Annotated in this window: 22 protein-coding genes and 1 tRNA gene; 16 read left to right on the top strand and 7 right to left on the bottom strand. The window is 65.8% G+C overall.

Going from position 1 to position 19,474, the window contains the following annotated elements; genetic code table 11:
- Positions 1 to 350: 350 nt before the first annotated feature.
- The 5 genes from ABD287_RS00345 to ABD287_RS00365 all read left to right on the top strand — a co-directional run bounded on the left by ABD287_RS00345 (position 351) and on the right by ABD287_RS00365 (position 5,102).
- Positions 351 to 1,439 carry an FtsK/SpoIIIE domain-containing protein gene (locus tag ABD287_RS00345; protein ID WP_344167680.1) on the top strand — a complete coding sequence of 363 codons (1,089 nt, stop codon included), beginning with the start codon at positions 351 to 353 and terminating at the stop codon, positions 1,437 to 1,439.
- A gap of 5 nt (positions 1,440 to 1,444) precedes the next feature.
- The gene (locus tag ABD287_RS00350) at positions 1,445 to 2,377 is read left to right on the top strand and encodes a hypothetical protein (protein ID WP_344166594.1); all 933 of its coding nucleotides are present in this window, start codon (positions 1,445 to 1,447) and stop codon (positions 2,375 to 2,377) included.
- A gap of 132 nt (positions 2,378 to 2,509) precedes the next feature.
- Complete coding sequence (locus ABD287_RS00355; protein WP_344167683.1) at positions 2,510 to 3,796, top strand: replication initiator; 1,287 nt, start codon at positions 2,510 to 2,512, stop codon at positions 3,794 to 3,796.
- 2 nt (positions 3,797 to 3,798) lie between these two features.
- Positions 3,799 to 3,990 (top strand): helix-turn-helix transcriptional regulator, encoded by a 192-nt coding sequence (locus ABD287_RS00360; protein ID WP_344166596.1) that lies wholly within the window; start codon positions 3,799 to 3,801, stop codon positions 3,988 to 3,990.
- Between the two features lie 2 nt (positions 3,991 to 3,992).
- Positions 3,993 to 5,102, top strand: a complete 1,110-nt coding sequence (locus tag ABD287_RS00365) for a tyrosine-type recombinase/integrase (RefSeq protein WP_344166598.1) — start codon at positions 3,993 to 3,995, stop codon at positions 5,100 to 5,102.
- A 37-nt stretch (positions 5,103 to 5,139) separates the two neighbouring features.
- Here ABD287_RS00365 and ABD287_RS00370 read toward each other — a convergent pair.
- Positions 5,140 to 5,231: transfer RNA gene (locus ABD287_RS00370), tRNA-OTHER, on the bottom strand.
- 354 nt (positions 5,232 to 5,585) lie between these two features.
- On the opposite strand from ABD287_RS00370, the gene ABD287_RS00375 reads away from it, so the two are divergent.
- On the top strand, positions 5,586 to 6,737 hold the full coding sequence (locus tag ABD287_RS00375; RefSeq protein WP_344166600.1) for a DNA cytosine methyltransferase: 1,152 nt from the start codon (positions 5,586 to 5,588) through the stop codon (positions 6,735 to 6,737).
- A 62-nt stretch (positions 6,738 to 6,799) separates the two neighbouring features.
- Here the strand turns inward: ABD287_RS00375 and ABD287_RS00380 are convergent, their stop codons facing one another.
- Positions 6,800 to 7,879 (bottom strand): restriction endonuclease, SacI family, encoded by a 1,080-nt coding sequence (locus tag ABD287_RS00380; protein WP_344166602.1) that lies wholly within the window; start codon positions 7,877 to 7,879, stop codon positions 6,800 to 6,802.
- Between the two features lie 335 nt (positions 7,880 to 8,214).
- On the opposite strand from ABD287_RS00380, the gene ABD287_RS00385 reads away from it, so the two are divergent.
- The gene (locus ABD287_RS00385; RefSeq protein ID WP_344166604.1) at positions 8,215 to 8,808 is read left to right on the top strand and encodes a hypothetical protein; all 594 of its coding nucleotides are present in this window, start codon (positions 8,215 to 8,217) and stop codon (positions 8,806 to 8,808) included.
- A 626-nt stretch (positions 8,809 to 9,434) separates the two neighbouring features.
- Here the strand turns inward: ABD287_RS00385 and ABD287_RS00390 are convergent.
- The 3 genes from ABD287_RS00390 to ABD287_RS00400 form a co-directional block, all read right to left on the bottom strand.
- On the bottom strand, positions 9,435 to 9,821 hold the full coding sequence (locus tag ABD287_RS00390; protein ID WP_344166606.1) for an NUDIX domain-containing protein: 387 nt from the start codon (positions 9,819 to 9,821) through the stop codon (positions 9,435 to 9,437).
- A 138-nt stretch (positions 9,822 to 9,959) separates the two neighbouring features.
- Entirely contained in the window at positions 9,960 to 10,439 is a 480-nt protein-coding gene (locus ABD287_RS00395; protein WP_344166608.1) for a hypothetical protein, read from the bottom strand.
- 9 nt (positions 10,440 to 10,448) lie between these two features.
- The gene (locus ABD287_RS00400; protein ID WP_344166610.1) at positions 10,449 to 11,096 is read right to left on the bottom strand and encodes a hypothetical protein; all 648 of its coding nucleotides are present in this window, start codon (positions 11,094 to 11,096) and stop codon (positions 10,449 to 10,451) included.
- Positions 11,097 to 11,547: 451 nt separating this feature from the next.
- Between ABD287_RS00400 and ABD287_RS00405 the strand changes: the two genes are divergently transcribed.
- Complete coding sequence (locus tag ABD287_RS00405) at positions 11,548 to 12,099, top strand: HD domain-containing protein (protein WP_344166612.1); 552 nt, start codon at positions 11,548 to 11,550, stop codon at positions 12,097 to 12,099.
- Here the strand turns inward: ABD287_RS00405 and ABD287_RS00410 are convergent.
- Both ABD287_RS00410 and ABD287_RS00415 read right to left on the bottom strand, forming a co-directional pair.
- Positions 12,087 to 12,557, bottom strand: a complete 471-nt coding sequence (locus ABD287_RS00410; protein ID WP_344166614.1) for an NUDIX hydrolase — start codon at positions 12,555 to 12,557, stop codon at positions 12,087 to 12,089. The genes ABD287_RS00405 and ABD287_RS00410 overlap by 13 nt on opposite strands.
- Positions 12,558 to 12,561: 4 nt before the next feature.
- Positions 12,562 to 13,320, bottom strand: coding sequence for an XRE family transcriptional regulator (locus ABD287_RS00415; protein WP_344166616.1), 759 nt, complete (start codon positions 13,318 to 13,320; stop codon positions 12,562 to 12,564).
- Positions 13,321 to 13,482: 162 nt separating this feature from the next.
- Between ABD287_RS00415 and ABD287_RS00420 the strand changes: the two genes are divergently transcribed.
- The 8 genes from ABD287_RS00420 to ABD287_RS00455 all read left to right on the top strand — a co-directional run bounded on the left by ABD287_RS00420 (position 13,483) and on the right by ABD287_RS00455 (position 19,445).
- Positions 13,483 to 13,812 carry a hypothetical protein gene (locus ABD287_RS00420; protein ID WP_344166618.1) on the top strand — a complete coding sequence of 110 codons (330 nt, stop codon included), beginning with the start codon at positions 13,483 to 13,485 and terminating at the stop codon, positions 13,810 to 13,812.
- Positions 13,813 to 14,043: 231 nt separating this feature from the next.
- Complete coding sequence (locus tag ABD287_RS00425) at positions 14,044 to 14,979, top strand: hypothetical protein (protein WP_344166620.1); 936 nt, start codon at positions 14,044 to 14,046, stop codon at positions 14,977 to 14,979.
- Positions 14,980 to 15,014: 35 nt separating this feature from the next.
- Positions 15,015 to 15,218 (top strand): hypothetical protein, encoded by a 204-nt coding sequence (locus ABD287_RS00430; protein WP_344166622.1) that lies wholly within the window; start codon positions 15,015 to 15,017, stop codon positions 15,216 to 15,218.
- Positions 15,215 to 15,589 (top strand): hypothetical protein, encoded by a 375-nt coding sequence (locus ABD287_RS00435; protein WP_344166624.1) that lies wholly within the window; start codon positions 15,215 to 15,217, stop codon positions 15,587 to 15,589. Before ABD287_RS00430 ends, ABD287_RS00435 begins: the two co-directional genes overlap by 4 nt.
- A gap of 120 nt (positions 15,590 to 15,709) precedes the next feature.
- Positions 15,710 to 16,495, top strand: coding sequence for an FtsK/SpoIIIE domain-containing protein (locus ABD287_RS00440; protein ID WP_344167686.1), 786 nt, complete (start codon positions 15,710 to 15,712; stop codon positions 16,493 to 16,495).
- A 3-nt stretch (positions 16,496 to 16,498) separates the two neighbouring features.
- Positions 16,499 to 18,112, top strand: coding sequence for a replication initiator (locus tag ABD287_RS00445; RefSeq protein WP_344166626.1), 1,614 nt, complete (start codon positions 16,499 to 16,501; stop codon positions 18,110 to 18,112).
- Positions 18,113 to 18,126: 14 nt separating this feature from the next.
- Positions 18,127 to 18,306, top strand: coding sequence for a helix-turn-helix domain-containing protein (locus ABD287_RS00450; RefSeq protein ID WP_344166628.1), 180 nt, complete (start codon positions 18,127 to 18,129; stop codon positions 18,304 to 18,306).
- The gene (locus ABD287_RS00455; RefSeq protein WP_344166630.1) at positions 18,303 to 19,445 is read left to right on the top strand and encodes a tyrosine-type recombinase/integrase; all 1,143 of its coding nucleotides are present in this window, start codon (positions 18,303 to 18,305) and stop codon (positions 19,443 to 19,445) included. Before ABD287_RS00450 ends, ABD287_RS00455 begins: the two co-directional genes overlap by 4 nt.
- Positions 19,446 to 19,474: the final 29 nt, after the last annotated feature.

Genomic DNA, 19,474 nt, shown 5'->3' on the forward strand with positions numbered 1-19,474 from the left:
GACCCTAATCCGGGCCTCACCCTTTGCCCAAACAGACAGACAGTTTCGTATATCGGTATTGAGGGTGGGTGCGGTTGATGGGAAAGCAGCGTAAACAAGGCGGGGAGTGGCGGGCTGCGGGCTGGGCGGCCAGGCACCCGGGTTTCTTGGCCGTTCCGGCGGCTGCGGCTACCAGCGTGGCCCAGTTCGGGCCGGTCACCACCGGTGGTGTGGTCGCCGGGGCTCTCGCGGCCGGGGTGGGTTGGTACCGGGCTCACCCCCACTCGTGGGAGCAGGTGGCGGCCCCGCAGTTGCGGGCGGTGCGGCGACGCTGGCTATCGCGTACCTATCTGGGGCCGTGGTGGGGCCGGGTGACTGAGGCGTGCAACCTGGTGACCGTCAACCGCAAAACGGAGCGGATCAACGTGCCCCGGATCATCCGGGTCCGGTCCCATTCCCCGTCGACGGAGACGGTGTATGTGCGGCTGCTGCTGGGGCAGACGCCGAAGCTGTGGGAAGAAGCCACCGAGGCCCTGGCGGTGGCGTTGAAAGCCGAACGGGTCGGGGTGGAGCGGGTCCGCCCCCAGATCATCGCCCTGATTGTGCAACGGTCGGAGCCGTTCACACAGGTGATCATCCCGCCGGACATCCCCGCCGACGCCGACACGGTGAGCCTGGGCAGCGTGTACCTGGGCGAGACCGAACACGACACCGACTGGCACGCCCCGCTCATCGGCCAGCACTGGCTGATCGCTGGCGCTACCGGGTCGGGTAAGAACTCGGTCACCTGGATGGCGTTGCGGGCGTGCGCGCCGCTGATCCGCGACGGCCTGGTCCGAGTCCACGTGATCAACCCCAAAGGCACCGAGCTGAACGCCTTACGCCCGGTGTCGTACCGGTACGCCGAGGCCGACACCGACATCGTGGACGTGCTGGGCTCGTTCTGGGAGACCATGCAGGCCCGGAAGAAGGTCCTGGCTGATCAGGGCCGGCGCACGTTCGAGATGTCCCGGGAAACCCCGCTGGATGTGCTGGTCATTGACGAGTTGGGGGCGGTGACCGGCTACGGGGACCGGTCGTTGACTCGGGGCGCGCAGGCGGTCCTGCCGCTGATCTTGTCGCAGGCCCGGGCGTTGGGTGGCAGCGTCATCGGCGCGTTGCAGGAACCGACAAAGGACGTCATCCCTCAGCGGGACCTGTTCAGCCTGCGGGTATGCCTACGGGCCACCTCAGCCGGGCACGTGGACATGGTCCTCGGTGACGACATGCGACGCCGAGGCGCTCTGGCCGACGAGATCCCCAACGTGCCCGACTCGGCCGGTATCGGGTTCGTGGTCAAACAGCGTTCCCGCACCCCGATGCGCGTGCGGGCCGCGTACTGCGACGACAACGACATCGCCGACCTCGTCCGCGTAGCCGGCTGGCCCCACACCGAACTCGCCACCACCACCGCACGGTGAACGCTATGCCGGGCCACACCACCAACACGTCAGAGCCGGCCCGGCCGTCACGACCGGTCCGGCCGCCGCGACCGGTCCGCAAGCTCAGCAAACGGCTGGATGTGGCGCGTCAGCTCCACGACCTGGAACAAGACGCCGCCCTCGACATCGTGGACCTCGAACGGCTACGGGCCAGCGTCACCCGATCCCTGTGGCTGTTCCTAGCCTTGGGGTCGGTGTTCACCACCACCGGGGTTCAGGACTTCCTCGCCGGGCACCTCACCCCCACCGACCCAGTGTGGTGGGGGTGCTGGGGAGTCGAACCCTGCTTGGTCGGCATCCTCATCACCGTCTTGCGTTGGGAAGCCGCGATGCTGGCACGCGGTATAGCCGTCGACTCCCGGGCCGTCGACTGGCTGAAACGGTTCCTGCTTGGCTCGACCCTGGTCATGAACGTCGTGCCCGCCCTGTGGCCAAGGGAAGGCGGAATCAGCGCGGGCATGCTCGCCGCGCACCTCATGGTCCCGATCCTGGTGTTCTTCCTCGCCGAAGTCATGCCCATCGTGCAGGCACGCTGCACCCAAGCACGACGAGCCATCACCCTCCCCAAACTCCCAGCGGCACCGGCTCCCGAACCCCTCCCGACGCTCGCACCCGACCCGGTGTCGGTCGCTATCGCGGAACCCGTCGCCTCAGCGCTGGTCACTGCGGTCCATGGGCCAGTTCGCCAGGCCGAGGAAACCCCGGAGAGCGACGACGCGCCGGTAGAGCTGCCCGCCCTGGCGCTTGACGGGCTCGGTATCCCGACCGGGATGCAAACCCAGATCCGGCGGCTCGTCGCCGACCTGGACCGGCCCGTCACCGCCGCTGACATCCAGCAAGCCACCCGGCTACCCCTACCGATCGCATCCAAGGTCGCCGAACGGGTCACACCGGCCGCCCTCAACGGCGCGCACTGACCCCTCGTCACTCACCCGCTTTCACCTGCCGTGCTCCTCGCCCTGGGGCACGGCAGGCCTGTCGTGAAAGGAGAACCCATGACATCAGCACCTCAACCGGTGCATGACGGCGAGGCAGCACTAGAACGATGGATGCGCACCCCGGCCTACAAGCAATGGCGGGCCGGCGTCGAAAGCGTCAAAGGCTGCCTGAAACCAATCCGCCTGATCGGCAAATGGGAAGCCCGACACGCCGCCACCGGTCACCTCATCGCCTCCCGGCAAGGCCGGGTATGGGCCTCCTGCGGAACCCGCCGCGCCGCCGTCTGCCCCTCCTGCGCCGACCGGTACGCCGCCGACGCCTGGCACCTCATCCACGCCGGCATGTCCGGCGGCAAAGGCATCCCCCACACCGTCGCCACATCCCCGCGGCTGTTCGCCACCCTCACCGCCCCATCCTTCGGCCCAGTCCACAACCGGCCCGGGAAACGACCCTGCTCCTGCCGACGCTGGCACCCCGAAGGACACCCCCAACTCGGCAACCCGCTGAACCCGCAAACCTACGACTACACCGGAGCCGTGCTGTGGCAAGCACACAGCGGCCAACTCTGGCACCGCTTCACCATCGCCCTACGCCGCGCCATCGCCACCGCCGGCGGCCTCACCGTCCGCGAATCCGGTGAACACCTACGAATCTCCTACGCCAAAGTCGCCGAATACCAACGACGCGGCCTGGTCCACTTCCACGCCATCATCCGCGCCGACGGCCCCACCGGCCCCGACTCCCCACCCCCGACCTGGCTGACCCCCGACCTCCTCGCCGACGCGGTGCGCTCTGCGGCTGCGGCCGTCGAGCTGGAGACCACCCGACCTGACGGGACGCCGTTGGCGCTGCGGTGGGGTGGACAAGTCGATGTCAAAGACATCACCGCCACCGACATCGACATCGAACCCGGCGACGACGACGAGGACCAGGCCGTCGCTGACACCCGCCTTGCCGGCTACATCGCCAAGTACGCCACCAAAGGAACCGGCGCCACCGACACCGGCGACCGGCGCATCCGCTCCCAAACACACATCAACCAACTCGCAGTCACCGAACACCACCGGGCCATGATCCAAACCGCGTGGAACCTCGGCGGACTCGACCAGTACGCCCACCTCAACCTGCGGCACTGGGCTCACATGCTCGGCTTCCGAGGCCACTTCCTCACCAAATCCCGCATCTACTCCACCACCTTCAAACACCTGCGCGCCGAACGCCAACAACACCAACTCCGAACCGCGCTCACCGACGCCGGCCTACCCGAAGACACCGAAACCCTCGTCATCAACGACTGGCAAATCCTCGGCATCGGCTACGACACCCCCGAACAACTCGAACTCGCCACCGCCATCGGCGACCGCATCCGCACCACACGACAGACCAGAAAGGAATAGAAATGACCACCACCACCATCCCCGCCAAACGCCTGTGGGGCATCAACGACGTATCGCTGTACCTCGACATCCCGGTCGGAACGCTCTACCAATGGCGCTACCACCGCACCGGACCCAGAGCGTTCAAAGTGGGCCGTCACCTCCGATACGACCCCGCCGACGTCCAAACCTGGCTCCACGAGCAGGCGGCCTGATCGTGAGTGTGGAGAAGCGCCCGAACGGCAAGTGGCGCGCCCGCGTGCGTGACGCCTCGGGTCGGGAGCTGGCCCGTCATTTCGACCGGAAGGTCGACGCTGTCCGATGGGAAACGGGTGCCAGGTCCTCGATGGCCCGTGGTGACTGGATCGACCCGTCGCGCGCCAAGGTCACAGTCGGGACGTGGGCAGAACAGTGGATGACCAGTCAGGTGCAGCTCAAGCCCAGCACCCGCGCCCGCTATCAGGTCGCGCTCCGTCGGCAGGTCCTCCCGTCCTGGTCGTCAACGCCGCTGGCGTCGGTCACCTTCGTCGGGGTTGGCTCCTGGGTGCAACGACTGGCAGCGTCGGGGTTGGCTCCGGCAACCATTCGGTACGCCCATCGGGTGTTCTCGCTGGTCTTGGCCCATGCCGTTGATGATGGCCGGATCTCGCGCAATCCTGCGCACCGGGTTCGGTTGCCGCGGGTCGTCAGTGAGGAGCCGGTATTCCTCGACCACGACCAGGTCGCGCAGCTTGCAGAGGCGTGCGGCAGGTACCGGCTTCTGGTGCGGTTCCTCGCCTACACCGGGCTTCGCTGGGGTGAGGCGTCGGCGCTTCGGGTGTCCCGCTTGGATCTGACGAAACGTCGGGTGAATGTCGCGGTGGCGTACTCGGAGGTCAGCGGCAAACTCATCGAGGGCACTCCGAAGAGCCATCAGCGCCGTTCGGTGCCCGTCGCGCGGTTCCTCGTCGATGAGTTGACCACGCACATCGCGGGCAAGCCTCGTGACGCGCTGGTGTTCACTTCTCCCAAAGGCGGGCCGTTGCGCAACACCAACTTCCGGCCCCGGGTATTCCAGCCTGCGGCCGTCTCGCTCGGTCTGGGTGACCTCACGCCGCACGATCTGCGGCACACGGCGGCCAATCTGGCAGTGGCGGCCGGCGCGAACGTCAAGGCGGTTCAGCGGATGCTCGGGCACGCCTCGGCGTCGATGACTCTGGACGTTTACGCCGGTCTGTTTGGTGACGACCTGGACGCCGTCGCCGACGCCCTGGACGAAGCGGTGGCCGGGCGGACTGCGGACCGGAAGCGGACTGACGACCGAGGACCGGATGAGGAACATCGATGAAAAAGCAACCCACAGGCCGCTGACCTGGGGTTTTGTGTGGAGCCGCCTGACAGAATCGAACTGTCGACCTACGCATTACGAGTCGTTGCCGCGCCAAGGCCAGCCGGCAGGCGGACCAGCTCGGCTGGCCGGACCTTGCCGCCCCCGTCCACGGCTGTCCGTCGACTTGGCTGCTCAGTTGGCTGCTCGGCGCTTCGTCCCGAACTGCTGGCGGTAGGTCTCGGTGGAGGTCCGTTCGAGGTCAGGGCGCTGGTCAGCGGCTGGTTCGGCGCCGTCCGGGTGGCACAGTTGCTGTACTTCGTTGCTGTACCGCTCGGCCCGCCCGGGGCGGTGCCAGGCGGGCGTGCCTTAGTCTGGCTCGGCATCGAGCCCTGCGGGCTGGCCACCTCCAGTGACCCATCCGATAACGAACCGCCCGCCTCCGACGGCGGACGGAGCTACCAGCCTAGAGTTTGTCGGGGTCGAGCAGAGGGAGTCCCTAGGGTGAGCGAACGTCTTCCAGTCATCAGCCTCTTCTCGGGCGCGGGTGGCCTTGACCTGGCGGTGGAAGCGTGTGGCCGTACCGCTGACCGAGACGGCATCCTTCGGGTTGCCGTAGCCACCGACTACGAGGCGCAGGCGCTCAGGACCCTGTCCATGAACTTTCCCGAGACGCCAACGCTCTGCAAGGACATCCGCCACACGACTGCGGATGAACTTCTCCAGCTGGCGGGCTTGTCGGCCGGGGAGCCGACCTTGGTGATCGGCGGCCCTCCTTGTACGCCCTTCAGCAAGTCCGGCTTCTGGCTTGAGGAGAAGCGCGAAAGCCTCGACCCGAACGCATCCCTCCTCGATGAGTATGTACGGGTAGTCCGTGACACACGGCCGGAAGCCTTTATCCTTGAGAACGTCCAAGGCCTCACCTACTCAACTCACCGTGCGCAGTTCGCCCGCCTCCTGCAACAGCTCGAAGATTTGGGCTACAATCCTCGGTATAAAGTCCTACTTGCTGCGGAGTACGGGGTTCCACAGTTACGTCGGCGCGTGTTCGTGGTCGGCCGACGAGACGGAAGGGCGTTCGAGTTCCCGCCTATCACACACTCGGGCTTGAGTGAGCGGGACCGGAAGATTGATGTAACTAAGCGGCCCTTTATCACCGCCCATGACGCAATCGGCGACTTGCTTCCTGGCACGCCTGAGCCTGGTGAGGCCGTTAATGGCGAGTACGGCGAGTTGGCCTCTGAGGTACCTCCAGGCCAAAACTACCTCTGGCACACTGACCGCTATGGCGGTCGCAATGTTTTCAAGTGGCGAAGCCGGTACTGGACGTTCCTTCTGCGATTGGACCCGGGTCGGCCGGCTTCGACCATTCAGGCGCAGCCGGGCCCTTACGTCGGCCCCTTCCACTGGGAGAATGTCGTGAACGCCGACGGCGAAAAAAGGGCACGTCGCCTTCGGGTGCCGGAGCTACTCAGGCTCATGACATTCCCTAACGACTTCAAGCTGAACGGTAACCGAGCTGATATCCAACGTCAGCTTGGAAACGCTGTTCCAGTTCAGCTCGGTAAGGTCGTAGTAGACGCACTAATGGAGCAGCTCGGCCACCTTGGCGATCCATGCACACGCCAGCAACAGCAGCTGGAGCTTGGCGTATAGGGAGCCATATCTGGTTTCTATGCCTGCGCTGAGGGCACCGCATCTCGGTGCCCTCAGCGCTGTCACTTCTCGAAGAAGCTGGATCGGGTTAGTTCAGCCCACCGCTTTTGAGTAGAGACGGGAAGCCCCACTTCCACCATCCGCTTTACCATCCCGCGAGCGAGGGTTCGCACGTTGACCTCCACTCCCCTCGGACTCCAAGCGAAAGCATGAAAGACTAACTCTTCCACGCCCCAAATCCATGTGAAGACGCAGTTTAGTTCGCGCGCAACGTGGCTAGCGTCCAAACCCTGTAGTGCCTGCTGGTCGGACTTCAGACCAACGTACATGACGTTCCTGATGCCCTTGTTCGCGCAACGCCGAATGAAGGCCCACACTTCACCTTCCGTCACCTCGCGCTGCTTTACTTCGATTGCCACGAGCGGCACCTTCTCGGCAGCTTGGAAGACGTGTACATCACCTGGCCAATGTCGGCTAGGGTCGTTTATCTTCCCAGTCCTGACATCCGACCAAATCATACTCAGAGCCGCAGCAGTTAGTGCTTGGCCCCTGCCGCCTCGCTCAGGGTTCTCGAGCACGAAACTCTCCGCAGCGGAAACTATCTGCGCGAGATCCGCCTCAGTTTCGGCAATTACGATCGGCTGATTTTTGAGCGCAACGGCAAATCGCTCCCGCAGCCATGCCGCAAAGGCGTAAAGGGCCTGTTCCTCGTCAAGCCTGTCGACTTCGCCGAGCACTTCCAATAGGAAAGCAAAGCTTTCCTTTTCACGGGTCACAATATCGTGCAGAGTACGCGGCTTCAGCCAGGTGCTTCCGTTGGTTGGATTAGCACTTTCGGAGCCTAGATCAAATCCGTAATGATTTCGAGCCGGCGCGAGAACGTGATCACCGATCCCTCTCATGTGATAGCCACGTTCGGTCACGCCCAGCTTGACCACGAACGGATCAATCCGACGATCGCAGGCTTTGGCAAGTAGCGCGCAACCAAGGACGACGGTGTCTCCTCCCCGTGTCGAATGTCCAACGTTTCGGGCCAATTCAGACCAACGGTCTGGAACGGGCAGGTCCGACTGCGCGATCGACATGGCTTCCTCGAACCGCTGCTTGGCGAACGGAATGCTGATGCTGATCCCGATTCTCAAACTGTCGTCCTTCCCGGTGGTCTGGACCAGTAACCTAGAGGATCAGTCGGGTCGATGTGGCCCCCGACACGGCAGATCCGTCGGCATGTGGCCGATACCTGGTTGATCAGCGACTCCATGATGGACCTGTGATGCTCCGCTCGGGGCGAGGCAGATTCATGCGGCCGCCAACCTGGTCAGGCGGGGTCCCGTGGCTCGGCTGGGTCGGGTGTGGCGGCCTGGGTGCCGTACTTCGCTGCTGTATCGCGGGAGCCAGCGGCGCGGTGTCCTCGTCCCCTCTTTGCTGACCACTCGGCTGGCTCCATGGAGGCCTCTGCGCGCATCGTCTCGGTATCGTGATGGACGTGTTGGGTTTGGCAGGCTTGAAGTCCTGGGACTGGGAAACGATCGGTGATCAAGCTACGAGCATCGGCGTACTAGTTGCGCTGTTGGTCGGCATCACTACGAACGTGATCATGGCGCGACAGGAGAAGGTAACCCGGCAAGGTCTGCTGCTACAGCAGCGTCTCGGCGAGGAAGCCGCCAACCGAGCTGACGCGGCGGCCCTCCGCACTGAGGCGGCGGCCCGCCTGACCGAGGAGTACACGCGTCGCGTCGTTGTTGCGCTGGAGACGCTTGCAGCATCCAATCTTCAGGGAAGTCCAGCGCCTACGCGCGGCGTGCAATGGAACCTTGTCAATGATCGAAAATCCCGCTATCGACTAAGCAATGTAGGCGATAAGACTGCGCGAGACGTTGTGGTCACGGCCCACGAGACGCTCATTTTGCGTGACGTGCCCGAGCACGCAGTTGTCCAGCCGACAGAGGCAGTCACCTTCCTAGCACTCCAGACCTTCGGTACCAAGGACAGCACCATTACGGTTAGCTGGCTGGATGACAAAAATAGCGAGCGGCAGATATGGCGTTACCCGCTTCCGCCCGCGTCTTAGCCATCCCGTCTGCTGTCGTCCCGCCGCTTCGCGGGTGCGGGCCGGCCCCGGGGTGACAAGGTGGAGCGCCCTGCGGACGTACGACCTTGGCACCCCGGGGCCGGCCTGCTCGGCTTGCTCGGGACGTCAGCAGGCGGGATGGCACCCACCCCGACCCTGACCCGCGATCAGCGCAACGGCCCCGCGGGTCTCGGCCATCCTGGAGCTGGAGGCCCCCGCCGGAGGCGCTCTAACCGCAACCGGCCTAAGGTCCGCAGCCCGCGTCCCCCCACCGAGCTGGTCGCTCACCCGGTGCGCGTACGGCCCGACGTTCACGGCACCCAGCTCGACTGGTACGCGCCTCGTGCCTGCTTCGGCGGTCCGGGGCGTTTTGTTGTCTCGCGAAGCGCCAGTCGCCGGGCGTCTTGCGCGAGCTGCGAGGAGCGGCCGAGCGACGAGCAGCTGCGCGCCCTGGCGGCGGCGCGTGCGGCCCGCTTGTCGGGCCGCCTTGAAGGCGTACAGAAACTTAGCGCAGGATTGGGCTCGTCGGTTGGCGGCCGGTCATCTATCCCTTCGCGCTACGCCGTGTTCTAGGTAAGCGGTCTCACCACTGCGACGGGCCGTCAGGGCCGCACGAATGCGCACGGCTAGGCGGGGAAGAGTGACCTCGTCCAGCTCGTCAGCGGGGATGTAGACGGCTGCGGCGATCTCGCCGTCAGCGAAGGGAAGCTTGGCGACCTGGTCCTCGGACAGGTCCCCCCGTCGAAGATGAACAGCAGCTTGTCGCCCTCCTCCGGGTGCGGTGCCCAGTCAACAGCGAGCAGACGCCCGACTGGACGGGACAGACCCAGTTCCTCGCCAAGCTCCCGTAGGCATGCCTCGCTGGGCAGTTCCCCGCGGTCGATGTACCCGCCAGGGATCTCCCACGCGTCCTTGTACGTCGTGCGCAGCATGAGCACCCGGTCAGCAGCGTCAGCGATCAACACACCGGCAGCGACACGGGGCGTGGCGAAACGGGACGGGTCAACGTTCACACTACGACCTTAGTTGTCATGACGGCACCGACTGGCCGAGCAGTCCACGTCGTCAGGAGACCTCTGCCGTCGCAGACTCATGACTTCGAAGCAGAGCGGCCCCCACTAGCATGAGGGCCGCTCAAAGTTGCGCTTCGCCTACTCGCTGGAGTCGACATATCCGTAGGCGTACGTGCCCAGCTGCGGGGCCTGCGCATCGACGCCGAACCCGAGGGTGTCTCCGGCCCGATACGGTACGGACTTTCGGTACATGCTGTTGTCACACTTTCGTTGCTCAACGCTGTCGGGGATCTTGTCGCCGTTACGCTTCAGCGTGATGGTGTACGCAGTGCCGCCGGTGCATACGAACAGCACCGAAACCGATCCGGCTTTGGTCTGCGGACCAATCGTGTTACCCACTGCGCCGGCCATCGGCCCGGCTCCCTTGACTGGGTCAGCTTCACCGGGGAGCGATTGCTTCAAGATCTCGCTGGCTTGCGGCGTTCCCGCATCGCTAGAGGTGGCCGACGCGGTGGCCGTCGGGGTGACGTTCGGCTTAGATTCGGCGGTGCAGCCCACGAGCGTTGCCGCCACGACGAGCGACAGAGCGCCGCCGGCACCAACTATGATATTTCGCAAACTATCCCCTTAGTTCTTGAAACGGCCGAGGGTGAGGTCGCCCGGATCCGGGGCAACAACATCCCAAGTCGTCCTCGTGACTGCCTTGCATGGCGGGACGATCTTAGTCATCGTCTCGATGACGCGGTAGCCAGCGTTACCAAGGCGCACCCGGTACGCCTTCTTCGTCTTGTTCGTGTCTGAGACCTCTCTGCCGGTCCCAGCCACCCACTTGTTGCTGACCTGAATATCGAGCTTCGCCGCCGCCTTGGCTAGGAACGCTCCCGCCTCAGCCGACACACCGACGGTCACCTGGGCCTGGAACTCGTTGGACTTCGTCGTCGTGTACTTGGCGGTCTGCCCCGGCTGGAGGAAGCTGGAGAACGGGTCAGTCTTCGCGATGATGAACTTGACCGACTTCTTCAGCTTGTACCTCGGCGGATTGTTGACCTCAGGGCAGGCGAAGGTGCCATTGGTGTCGATCGGTGGAACCGGGTCGCCGGTCCACTCGACCTCAGTTTCCTGTGCGTCGCCTTCGATGACGTTGCCGTCTTCATCGAAGAGTGGTGCCTCAACGGCCCCATGGTCGCCCGGCGCGACGGCGGCTGCCGGTGCCGCTGCCACACCACTAGCCACCAGGATCGAGATTCCGAACATCGCCAAGGCACGAGACGTCACAAGCACTCCTCAAAGCGTCAATGATTCCGACAGCCTGCCGCAGGGCAACCGTCGCCGTGCACAGTAACCGGCGTGGGCCACATCCAACTCGGAGCGTCACGAGGCTTTCGTCAGCTCTCCCAACAAGGCACAGGCATCTGAATAGGATCTTTGGGAAAAAACGGCAGGACTCAACGGGTCTGCGGCAGTCGATGGGCCGCTGCCGTATCACGACCAGAAAATTCACGCAGTCCCCTCCTGCGCCCTTCCATGTGGGAAGCGCAACAGGCGACTTCCTGCCCACTCACCGTTTCATCACCCCTTGTGATGGCGATGTGGGCGGCGAAACGGTCGACGAGCATGCAGTAAGACATCAGCGCGGTTTCGGGAGCGGGCTCCGGCACGGCTGAGGCCCGCAGGTAGACGAGCGCGCCCGGTGGCGCGTGTCGGTGGTGCTCCCTACGCTGAGCGCATGTCCGATGCCGTCGCTGCCGCTCGTTCGGTGGCCGAAGGTCTGCTTGCTGAGGCGTTGCCACGCCGCTGGCGTCATGTCCAGGCGGTTGGGCACAAGGCCGAGGAGATCGGTCGTATTCTCCCGGCTGAGGACCGCGGGGTGCTGGCGTGCGCAGCCTGGCTCCATGACGTCGGGTACGCCCCGTCCTTGGTCGACACCGGGCTTCATGCGCTCGACGGTGCTCGTTGGCTCGCCCGATCTGGCCATGCTCCACGAGTCGCGGCGTTGGTCGCTCACCACTCCTGCGCCAGTTTCGAGGCCGCTGAGCGTGGCCTCAGCGAGGCACTGGCTGAGTTTCGAAACGAACAGTCGCCGACCACCGACGCCCTCTGGTTCGCCGACATGACCACCGGCCCCGATGGCCAGACTCTGAACGCCGCCGACCGCCTCGCCGAAATCCGGCGGCGCTACGGCCCCGACGACGTCGTCACTCGCTTCTGGGCTAAGGCCGAGCCGACCTTGCTGGCGGCCATCAGACGTGTTGAGGCGCGGCTTCGTCAGCCGATGTAGGGCTCTGGTCGATCTTCAAACCCATGGTCAATCCGCAGGCGCATCGACGGGTGGATGGCAATTTCGTCTAGATGGGCTCGCTCCACCCACTGCGCGGCGGATGTCTCGCTGCTGGTGCCCAGCTCGCCACTGACGTACCGACCGCGGAAGCAGATGGAGAACTGCTGACGCACCTCGCCGTCGCTGAACTCGACCAGGTGGTTCGGGTTGGTGTAGATGCCCACCAAACCAACGACCTCGATGATCACCCCGGCTTCTTCACGGGTCTCGCGGACCGCTGTGTCGGCGATGTACTCGCCGAAGTCCTGGGCTCCGCCGGGCAGCGCCCAGAGACCGTTGTCAGTACGTCGGATGAGCAGCACCCGGTCATGGTCGTCACGCACGAACACCGTCACCGCTACCACGATGCTGTTCGGCATCGGGGCGTCCGGGTTGTGGAAGTGCTCGGTACGGGCCATGGCTCTACCCTGCCACGGCCGACCCCCATACCGGCTGGCCACCGGACCATACGCGGTCGAAGCTGTCGGCGTACGTGCCGAACAGGTCGCCTCCCGAAAGCTCCCGCAGGTGCAGCACTGGGGCGTGTGCGGCTGGGAAGCCGTAGGCGTGGGTGTTGACGAGCATGTCGTCGTCGAAGCGGTAGATCGAGTTGTAGAGGGTCGTGCTGTGGAATCGAGCCTCGACGTTGGGCACGCCCTGGAGCTGGTTGTAGAACGACAGGACGTTGCGGACCTTGCTCGCCATCGCGTCGCCGATGCCCTCTTCCGCGCCCCGCTGGGCGACCGTCGCCGACTCGGGATCGCCAAGGAGCAGTTGCACCGAGGCACCTGACTCGGCTTTCCTACGCATCAGGCGGATCAACCGCGGTTCGATCTCCGGCAGGAACAGACCCGCATAGACGAGGATGCTGATTCGCTCCTCTGCCTGCTCCACCAACCGCCGCCAGACCTCCGTCGGCACCGCCGAACGACGCGGGTAGACGTGAACCAGCTCCGACTCAGCGACCTTCACCGACCGCTGCTCCGGCAACGCCGACGGCCACAGGTAGGACTCTCGCTCCCGCAGGAGCGCAGCGATCGAGTGCCGGTGACGCGGGTACGGCGGACGGTCCATCGTGATCCAACGCTCGGCGGTCTTAGCGTTCACCCCGACATGATCTGCCAGCGCAGCGGGGGTCAGACCTGCCTTGAGCAGCGCGTCGCGCAGTCGCTCATTCGCCATACCGCCGCCTTCATACGTGACGTATAGGGACGTCTTGAACGTACCGAGGACGTCCTTAGATGTCCAGCGCTGTGGTGATGTCGTCACCTTCCCTCGGACGACAGTGGACCTCAACGGAGCAGTCGTCCAGCAAGGACGCGCTCATGATCTAGGAGGACACCCATGAAGTTGCTGGTGGACATGACGGGTAAGCAGTTCACGGTGGCCAAGGATGTGGAGCCGAAGACGGACCAGCATGGTAATCAGCGATCGGAGAAGGGTACGGGCCGGCTGATGTGGTCGACTCAGGTCATCGTGCTCGACAAGTCGGGCGGCGACGTGATCGCCATCACGACGGCTGGCGAGAAGCCGAACGTGAAGGTGGGTCAGGTTGTTGTTCTGTCTGAGCTTGAGGCCATCCCGTGGGCGACCAACGGGCGTAACGGCGTCGCGTACCGCTCGACCTCGCTGCACGCCGCACCTGCTGGCGGGTCTTCCCCGGCTGCTAAGTAGTCCTGGCGTTACCGTTCGACTGCGTCACCTGTAGGTGTCTTGACTGCAACTCCAGCGGGCTTTCCCCGCTGATGATCAGCGGGCCGGTTCCATCAAGGTTCCGGTATGCCCGCCGGTCGCCGACGTCGTCGGTTTGACCATCTCGCCGGCGTGGGGTCGGCAACAGGCTCGCAACCAGCCGACCCCCGCCACCACTTTCTGACTCCGTCTCCTTGCAGGGAGGACTTTGTCGTGTCCAAGTCTAAGCCCACGCGCGCTTTCGGGCGTCGTGCTGGCGGCACCGTGACCGTCATCGAGGCCAAGGTTCACCGTTCCAGCGCCCGCCGGGCGTTGCTGGCGTTCTACCTCACGGGCATCGGCTCGTGGCTGCTGTTCGCGCTCATCATGGCTGATCGGTGGCACCCGATCGCCGCGTCCATAGCCGGCGCAGCCGTCGGGCTGCTGTCCGGTTCCGCCGCTTGGGTGGCAGTTCGCATCTGGCCGGTCATCGTCCGGATCTGGTGGTGGCTACCAGAAATCCTGCTTACCGCCGCCTTGGGCTTCGGGTTCGTGGCCCTGGTCGAGAACACCAACCTGCCCACCCGCATCGCGGTCGTGATCGTGCTCGTCGCCGTCCCCGCGGCCATCCCCGTGTCGCGCCGGTTCATTGTGTCCTGGGCGTGGTGTTTGGTCATCCGCCACCGACTGCGGGTGTGCTTCACCGCCTTCATCATCTCCAACCAACAAGGCTCCCTCCCCCTGATCCTGTGGGCGCTGCCCACCCCGGTCGGGGTCCGCTGCTGGGTGTACCTACGCCCAGGCCTCGCCCTGGCCGACCTACACGGCCGGCTCGACAAGATCGCCGTCACCTGCTGGTCAGATGCGGCCACTGTCGAACGAGCATCCACCTCCAACGCCGCGTATGTGCGGCTGGACATCAAACGCAACCGCGTCCTCGGGCACCCGGTCAGCTCACCGCTGGCCGACCTGCTCGTCGACGAGCAACCCACCACCACCGCTGTGCCGGCTGAGCCGGCCATCGAGCCGTCGGCAGTCAACCTCGCCGACGTCACCACCCCGCCGGTGCCGCCGGCACCAACCCAACGGGCCACACCGGCAAAGCCGGGCCCGAACAAACCCACCACCGCCGACAGCGGCCCCGGCGATGACATCGCCGACTGGATCTAACCCCTTCCCCTTTCGACTGCTGAGGAGCTTTCGCCATGTCTGAAAACTCGCAGGTCACGTACTACGTGGCGTTCATGCACGCCAAGGGCCACGGCCGCACCGTCGTCACCACCCCGGCCCCGATCGCCACCGCCGCCGACATCGACCGGCTGCACAAGTACCTGACCAACGCCGGGGCCATCGACCCCACCGTCATCAACTTCATCCGCCTCAACGACACCGCGGAGGGACAGGCATGAACCTGACCAACGCCCTCGACGACCTCTACGCCGACGACTACACCCCCAACAACGTCACCGCCGCTACTGCGGCCATCGGGGAACTGGTCCGCTACCTCAACCACGCCACCCTCACCGACAACGCCGCAACCACGTTGCCGTACCCGTCCTCGATCGCCGACGTGCTGATCGACCTGCACCAGGCCGTGCAGCGACTCCCGCAAACCCTGCACCAGCTCGGCGTCCACCTCGACGCCATCGCCGACGACACCGACGCCGCAGTCGTCGCCCTGAACACCGCGTTCTTCGGCGCTTGTGCGTTGGCCGACGACCTGGCCACCGCCGCCAGGCACGCCAACCAAATCCCCGCCCGCGACCCGATCGCCGGCTAACCAACATCGCGTGAGCGGGACGACCAACGGCCCACAGCCCTGGTCGTCCCGCCCGCCACTTCCCAAGAATTGAGGTGCCACCCCGTGAACAGCACATTCGCCGACGTCTACCCCGTCGGCATGTCGATCTTCGACCCGATCGACCTCGGCATCGACGAATACGGCCAACCCGTCACCCTCGACCTCGTCTACCGCAACCTCCTCGCCGGTGGCGAACCCGGCGGAGGCAAATCCGGACTCCTCAACCTCATCACCGCCCACACAGCCCTATCCACCGACACCCGCCTGGTCCTGTTCGACGGCAAACTCGTCGAACTCGGCCAATGGGAAGACAGCGCCGACGAATTCGTCGGACCCGACATCACCCACGCCCTGGCCGTCCTACGCCGCCTCCAACAAGTGATGAACAACCGCTACGCCTGGCTCCGCAACCGCAAACGCCGCAAGGTCACCGCGGGCGATGGCATGGACATCATCACCGCGATCATCGACGAGATCGCCTACTACTCCGCCACCGTCGGAACCAAACAAGAGCAAGACGAGTTCGTCGCACTCCTGCGGGACCTGGTCGCCCGGGGCCGCGCCGCCGGCATCCCCGTGGTGGCCGCCACCCAGCGGCCGTCGTTCGACATCATCCCAACGTCCCTGCGGGACCTGTTCGGATACCGGGCGGCGTTCCGGTGCACGACACCTAACAGCTCCAACATCGTCCTCGGACACGGCTGGGCCGAACAAGGCCACAACGCCGCCGACATCCCACCAACCAACCAAGGCGAAGCCCTCCTCCTCGCCGAAGGCGGATTCCCCCGCCGCATCAAAGTCGCCTACCTCGACGACGGGCAGATCACCAACATCGCCGCCCACGCCGCCCGGCTACGTGCCGGAACCACCGGACGGGCGGCCTGAACCATGCGCTCGACGCTGGACATCACACCCCGCACCCCGGCACCCCCGGCGGCTCGGGGTGCGGTGTCGAACGCCGACCGCACACCACCCGGCGTCAGCTCCCTGCTGGCGCGAGCCGGCCAGCCGGACTACTTCGGGTGGTTGGAACACGTCCGGTCCGCTGCCGGTTGCACCCGCCCGGTCCGGCTCGCCGGCGACCTGTTCACCGTCCAGTCGTCCACCGGCCGCATCGTCGAGCACCGGCACACCAACGACCTGCCCGACGCCACTATCTACAAGGCGTGCGGCACCCGCCGCGCCAGGCTGTGTCCATCGTGCGCCCGCACCTACCAGGCCGACGCCTACCAGCTCATCCGCGCCGGCCTCATCGGCGGCAAAGGCGTCCCCGCCACCGTCGCCGGACACGGCACCCTGTTCGGAACCTTCACCGCGCCCTCCTTCGGAACCGTTCACACCCGCTACGTCAAGACGTGCGCCTGCGGCAACCCGCGCCGATGCTCCTGCCGCCCGGAGCCCTGCCACGCACGCCGCGACCCGGCCATCTGCCCCCACGGGGTCCAGATCGCCTGCTTCGACCGGCACGACGACACCGACCCGATCGTCGGCACGCCGCTGTGCGCGGACTGCTACGACTACGACCACCACGCCATCTGGAACAACCACGCCGGCCTGCTGTGGCGACGCACCAAGGAGATCGCCGAACGGCAGCTCGCCAAACTCTGCCGCGCCCGACGGATCCCCTTCGTGCCCAAAGTCTCGAACTCCGGCCGCGTCACCTACAAACCACCGGCCCGCATCGCACACGGCAAGGTCGCGGAGTTCCAACGCCGCGGCGTCGTCCATTTCCACGCCATCCTGCGCCTGGACGGCGTCGACCCCCACGACCCGGCCGCCGTCATCCCTCCCCCGGACGGCATCAGCATCGAGGACCTGGTCGACGTCCTCACCCACGCCGTTCACACCGCACAGCTGCGTACCGCGGCGCACCCGGACCACCCGCGCGGCTGGCTCATCAATTGGGGAGACCCAGACAAGGCGCTTGACCTGCGGCCGGTCACCCTCCACGGCGACGGCTCGATCACCGACGGGCAGGTCGCCGGCTACCTGGCCAAGTACGCCACCAAAGCCACCGAGGATGCCGGCCATTCCTCGACCCGCCTGACCGACGACACCGTCGACCTCTACGCCAACCCCGAAGGCAGCCACACCGAACGGCTCATTGACGCCTGCTGGCACCTCGGCCGACCCGCCGCAACCGGCTTCGACGGCCTACGCAGATGGGCACACATGCTCGGCTACGGCGGCCACTTCCTCACCAAGGCCCGCCGCTACTCCACTACCTTCGCCGTCCTGCGCGCCGTCCGCGTCGACTTCCGCCGCGCCGAAACCACCCAGGCGTCAACGTCCGGCCCCCTCGCAACCGCCGTCGACGTCGACGAGGACCAGGCCCTCGCCGTCGCGGCGCTGCGCTTCGCCTCCTCCGGCTGGCACACCACGGCCGACGCCTTCCTGGCCAACACCGCCGCCGACATGGCCCGTCGACGAGCACAAGCCGCCCGCGACGAACTCGCCCACGAAATCGGCACCGCCCTCAATAACGCCCAGTCCCATGCATGAACAGGAGCACCGCCATGGAAAAGCTGTTGTACGACCCCAGAGAAGCGGCGCGGGTGCTCAGCCTCGGCCGTTCCACCGTCTACGAGTTGATGGCCTCCGGCCGGTTGCGGTCCATCCGGGTAGGCCGGTCCCGCCGCATTCCCGCCGAGGCACTGCGGGAGTTTGTCGTGGCCGAGATGGAAGCGGCGGCATGAGCGGGAAACGTCGAGGCCGGGGCGAAGGTTCGATCTACCAGCTCACCGATGGCAGGTGGCGCGGGGTGGTCGACCTCGGTTGGAGCAACGGGAAGCGCAGACGGAAGTACGTCACCCGCAAGACCCGGGCCGAGGTCGCCAAGTCGGTCCGAAAAATGCAGGCCCTGGCGGAAGCCGGTCGGTTGAACACCGGTCGGGTGCCAACCCTCGGTCAGTGGATGGAGACCTATCTTGCCGAGGTGGCGGCCGCCAAGGTTCGGCCCAGCACGCTGCACCGGTACCGCGAGGAGGTCGAGCACCACATCGGCCCGCTGCTCGGGCGGCATCGGCTGGACAAGCTGACTCCCGTACACATCACAGCCTTCTACCGGGACCGGCTGGACGTCCTGTCTGCCGGTAGCGTCCGTCGTCTGCACGCGGTCCTGCGTCGGGCGTTGAACATCGCCGTCCGGTGGAGTGTGATCCACACGAACCCGGTGACCCTCGTCGACGCGCCGTCGCTGCCGCACACCGAAGTGGACCCGTTCACCCTCGACGAGGCCCGGGCCTTCCTCAAGGCCATCTCCGGGTTGCGTCTGGAAGCACGCTGGCTGCTGGCGGTGTCCCTGGGGCTGCGGCAGGGCGAGACGCTGGGCCTGCACTGGGATGACGTCGATTTCGAGTCGGCCACGGTCCGCATCCGCGCCCAACTCCAGCGCGACCCCGACTCGGGCGAGCTGGTCCGGGTCGACACAAAGACCGCCCGTTCCCGACGCACCCTGCCGCTGCCACCGTCGGTGTTGATGGCGCTGCGCGTTCACCAGGAGCGGCAGCACGACGAGAGGACGAACGCGGACACCTGGGCCGATCCGCGGCTGGTCTTCTGTACCGGGCTCGGAACGCCGGTCCACCCGCGCAACGACTACCGGTCGTTCCGGGAGATCCTGCACCGCACAGGCTTGCGCCGCGTCCGCATCCACGACCTGCGGCACACCGCCGCGACGGTGCTCCTGGCCCAGGGCGTCCCGGCCAGGGTCGTGATGGAGATTCTGGGTCACTCGCAGATCAGCGTCACGCTCAACACCTACGCCCATGTCGCGCCGGAGGTCGCTCGGGACGCTGCCGGCCGGGTGCAGGGCGCTCTGTGGGGCGAGAAGTAGTTGGCTGCTCGGTTGGCTGCTCTGGCCTC

The organism is Pilimelia columellifera subsp. columellifera (assembly GCF_039532605.1).
GTDB classification, from domain to species: Bacteria; Actinomycetota; Actinomycetes; order Mycobacteriales; family Micromonosporaceae; genus Pilimelia; species Pilimelia columellifera.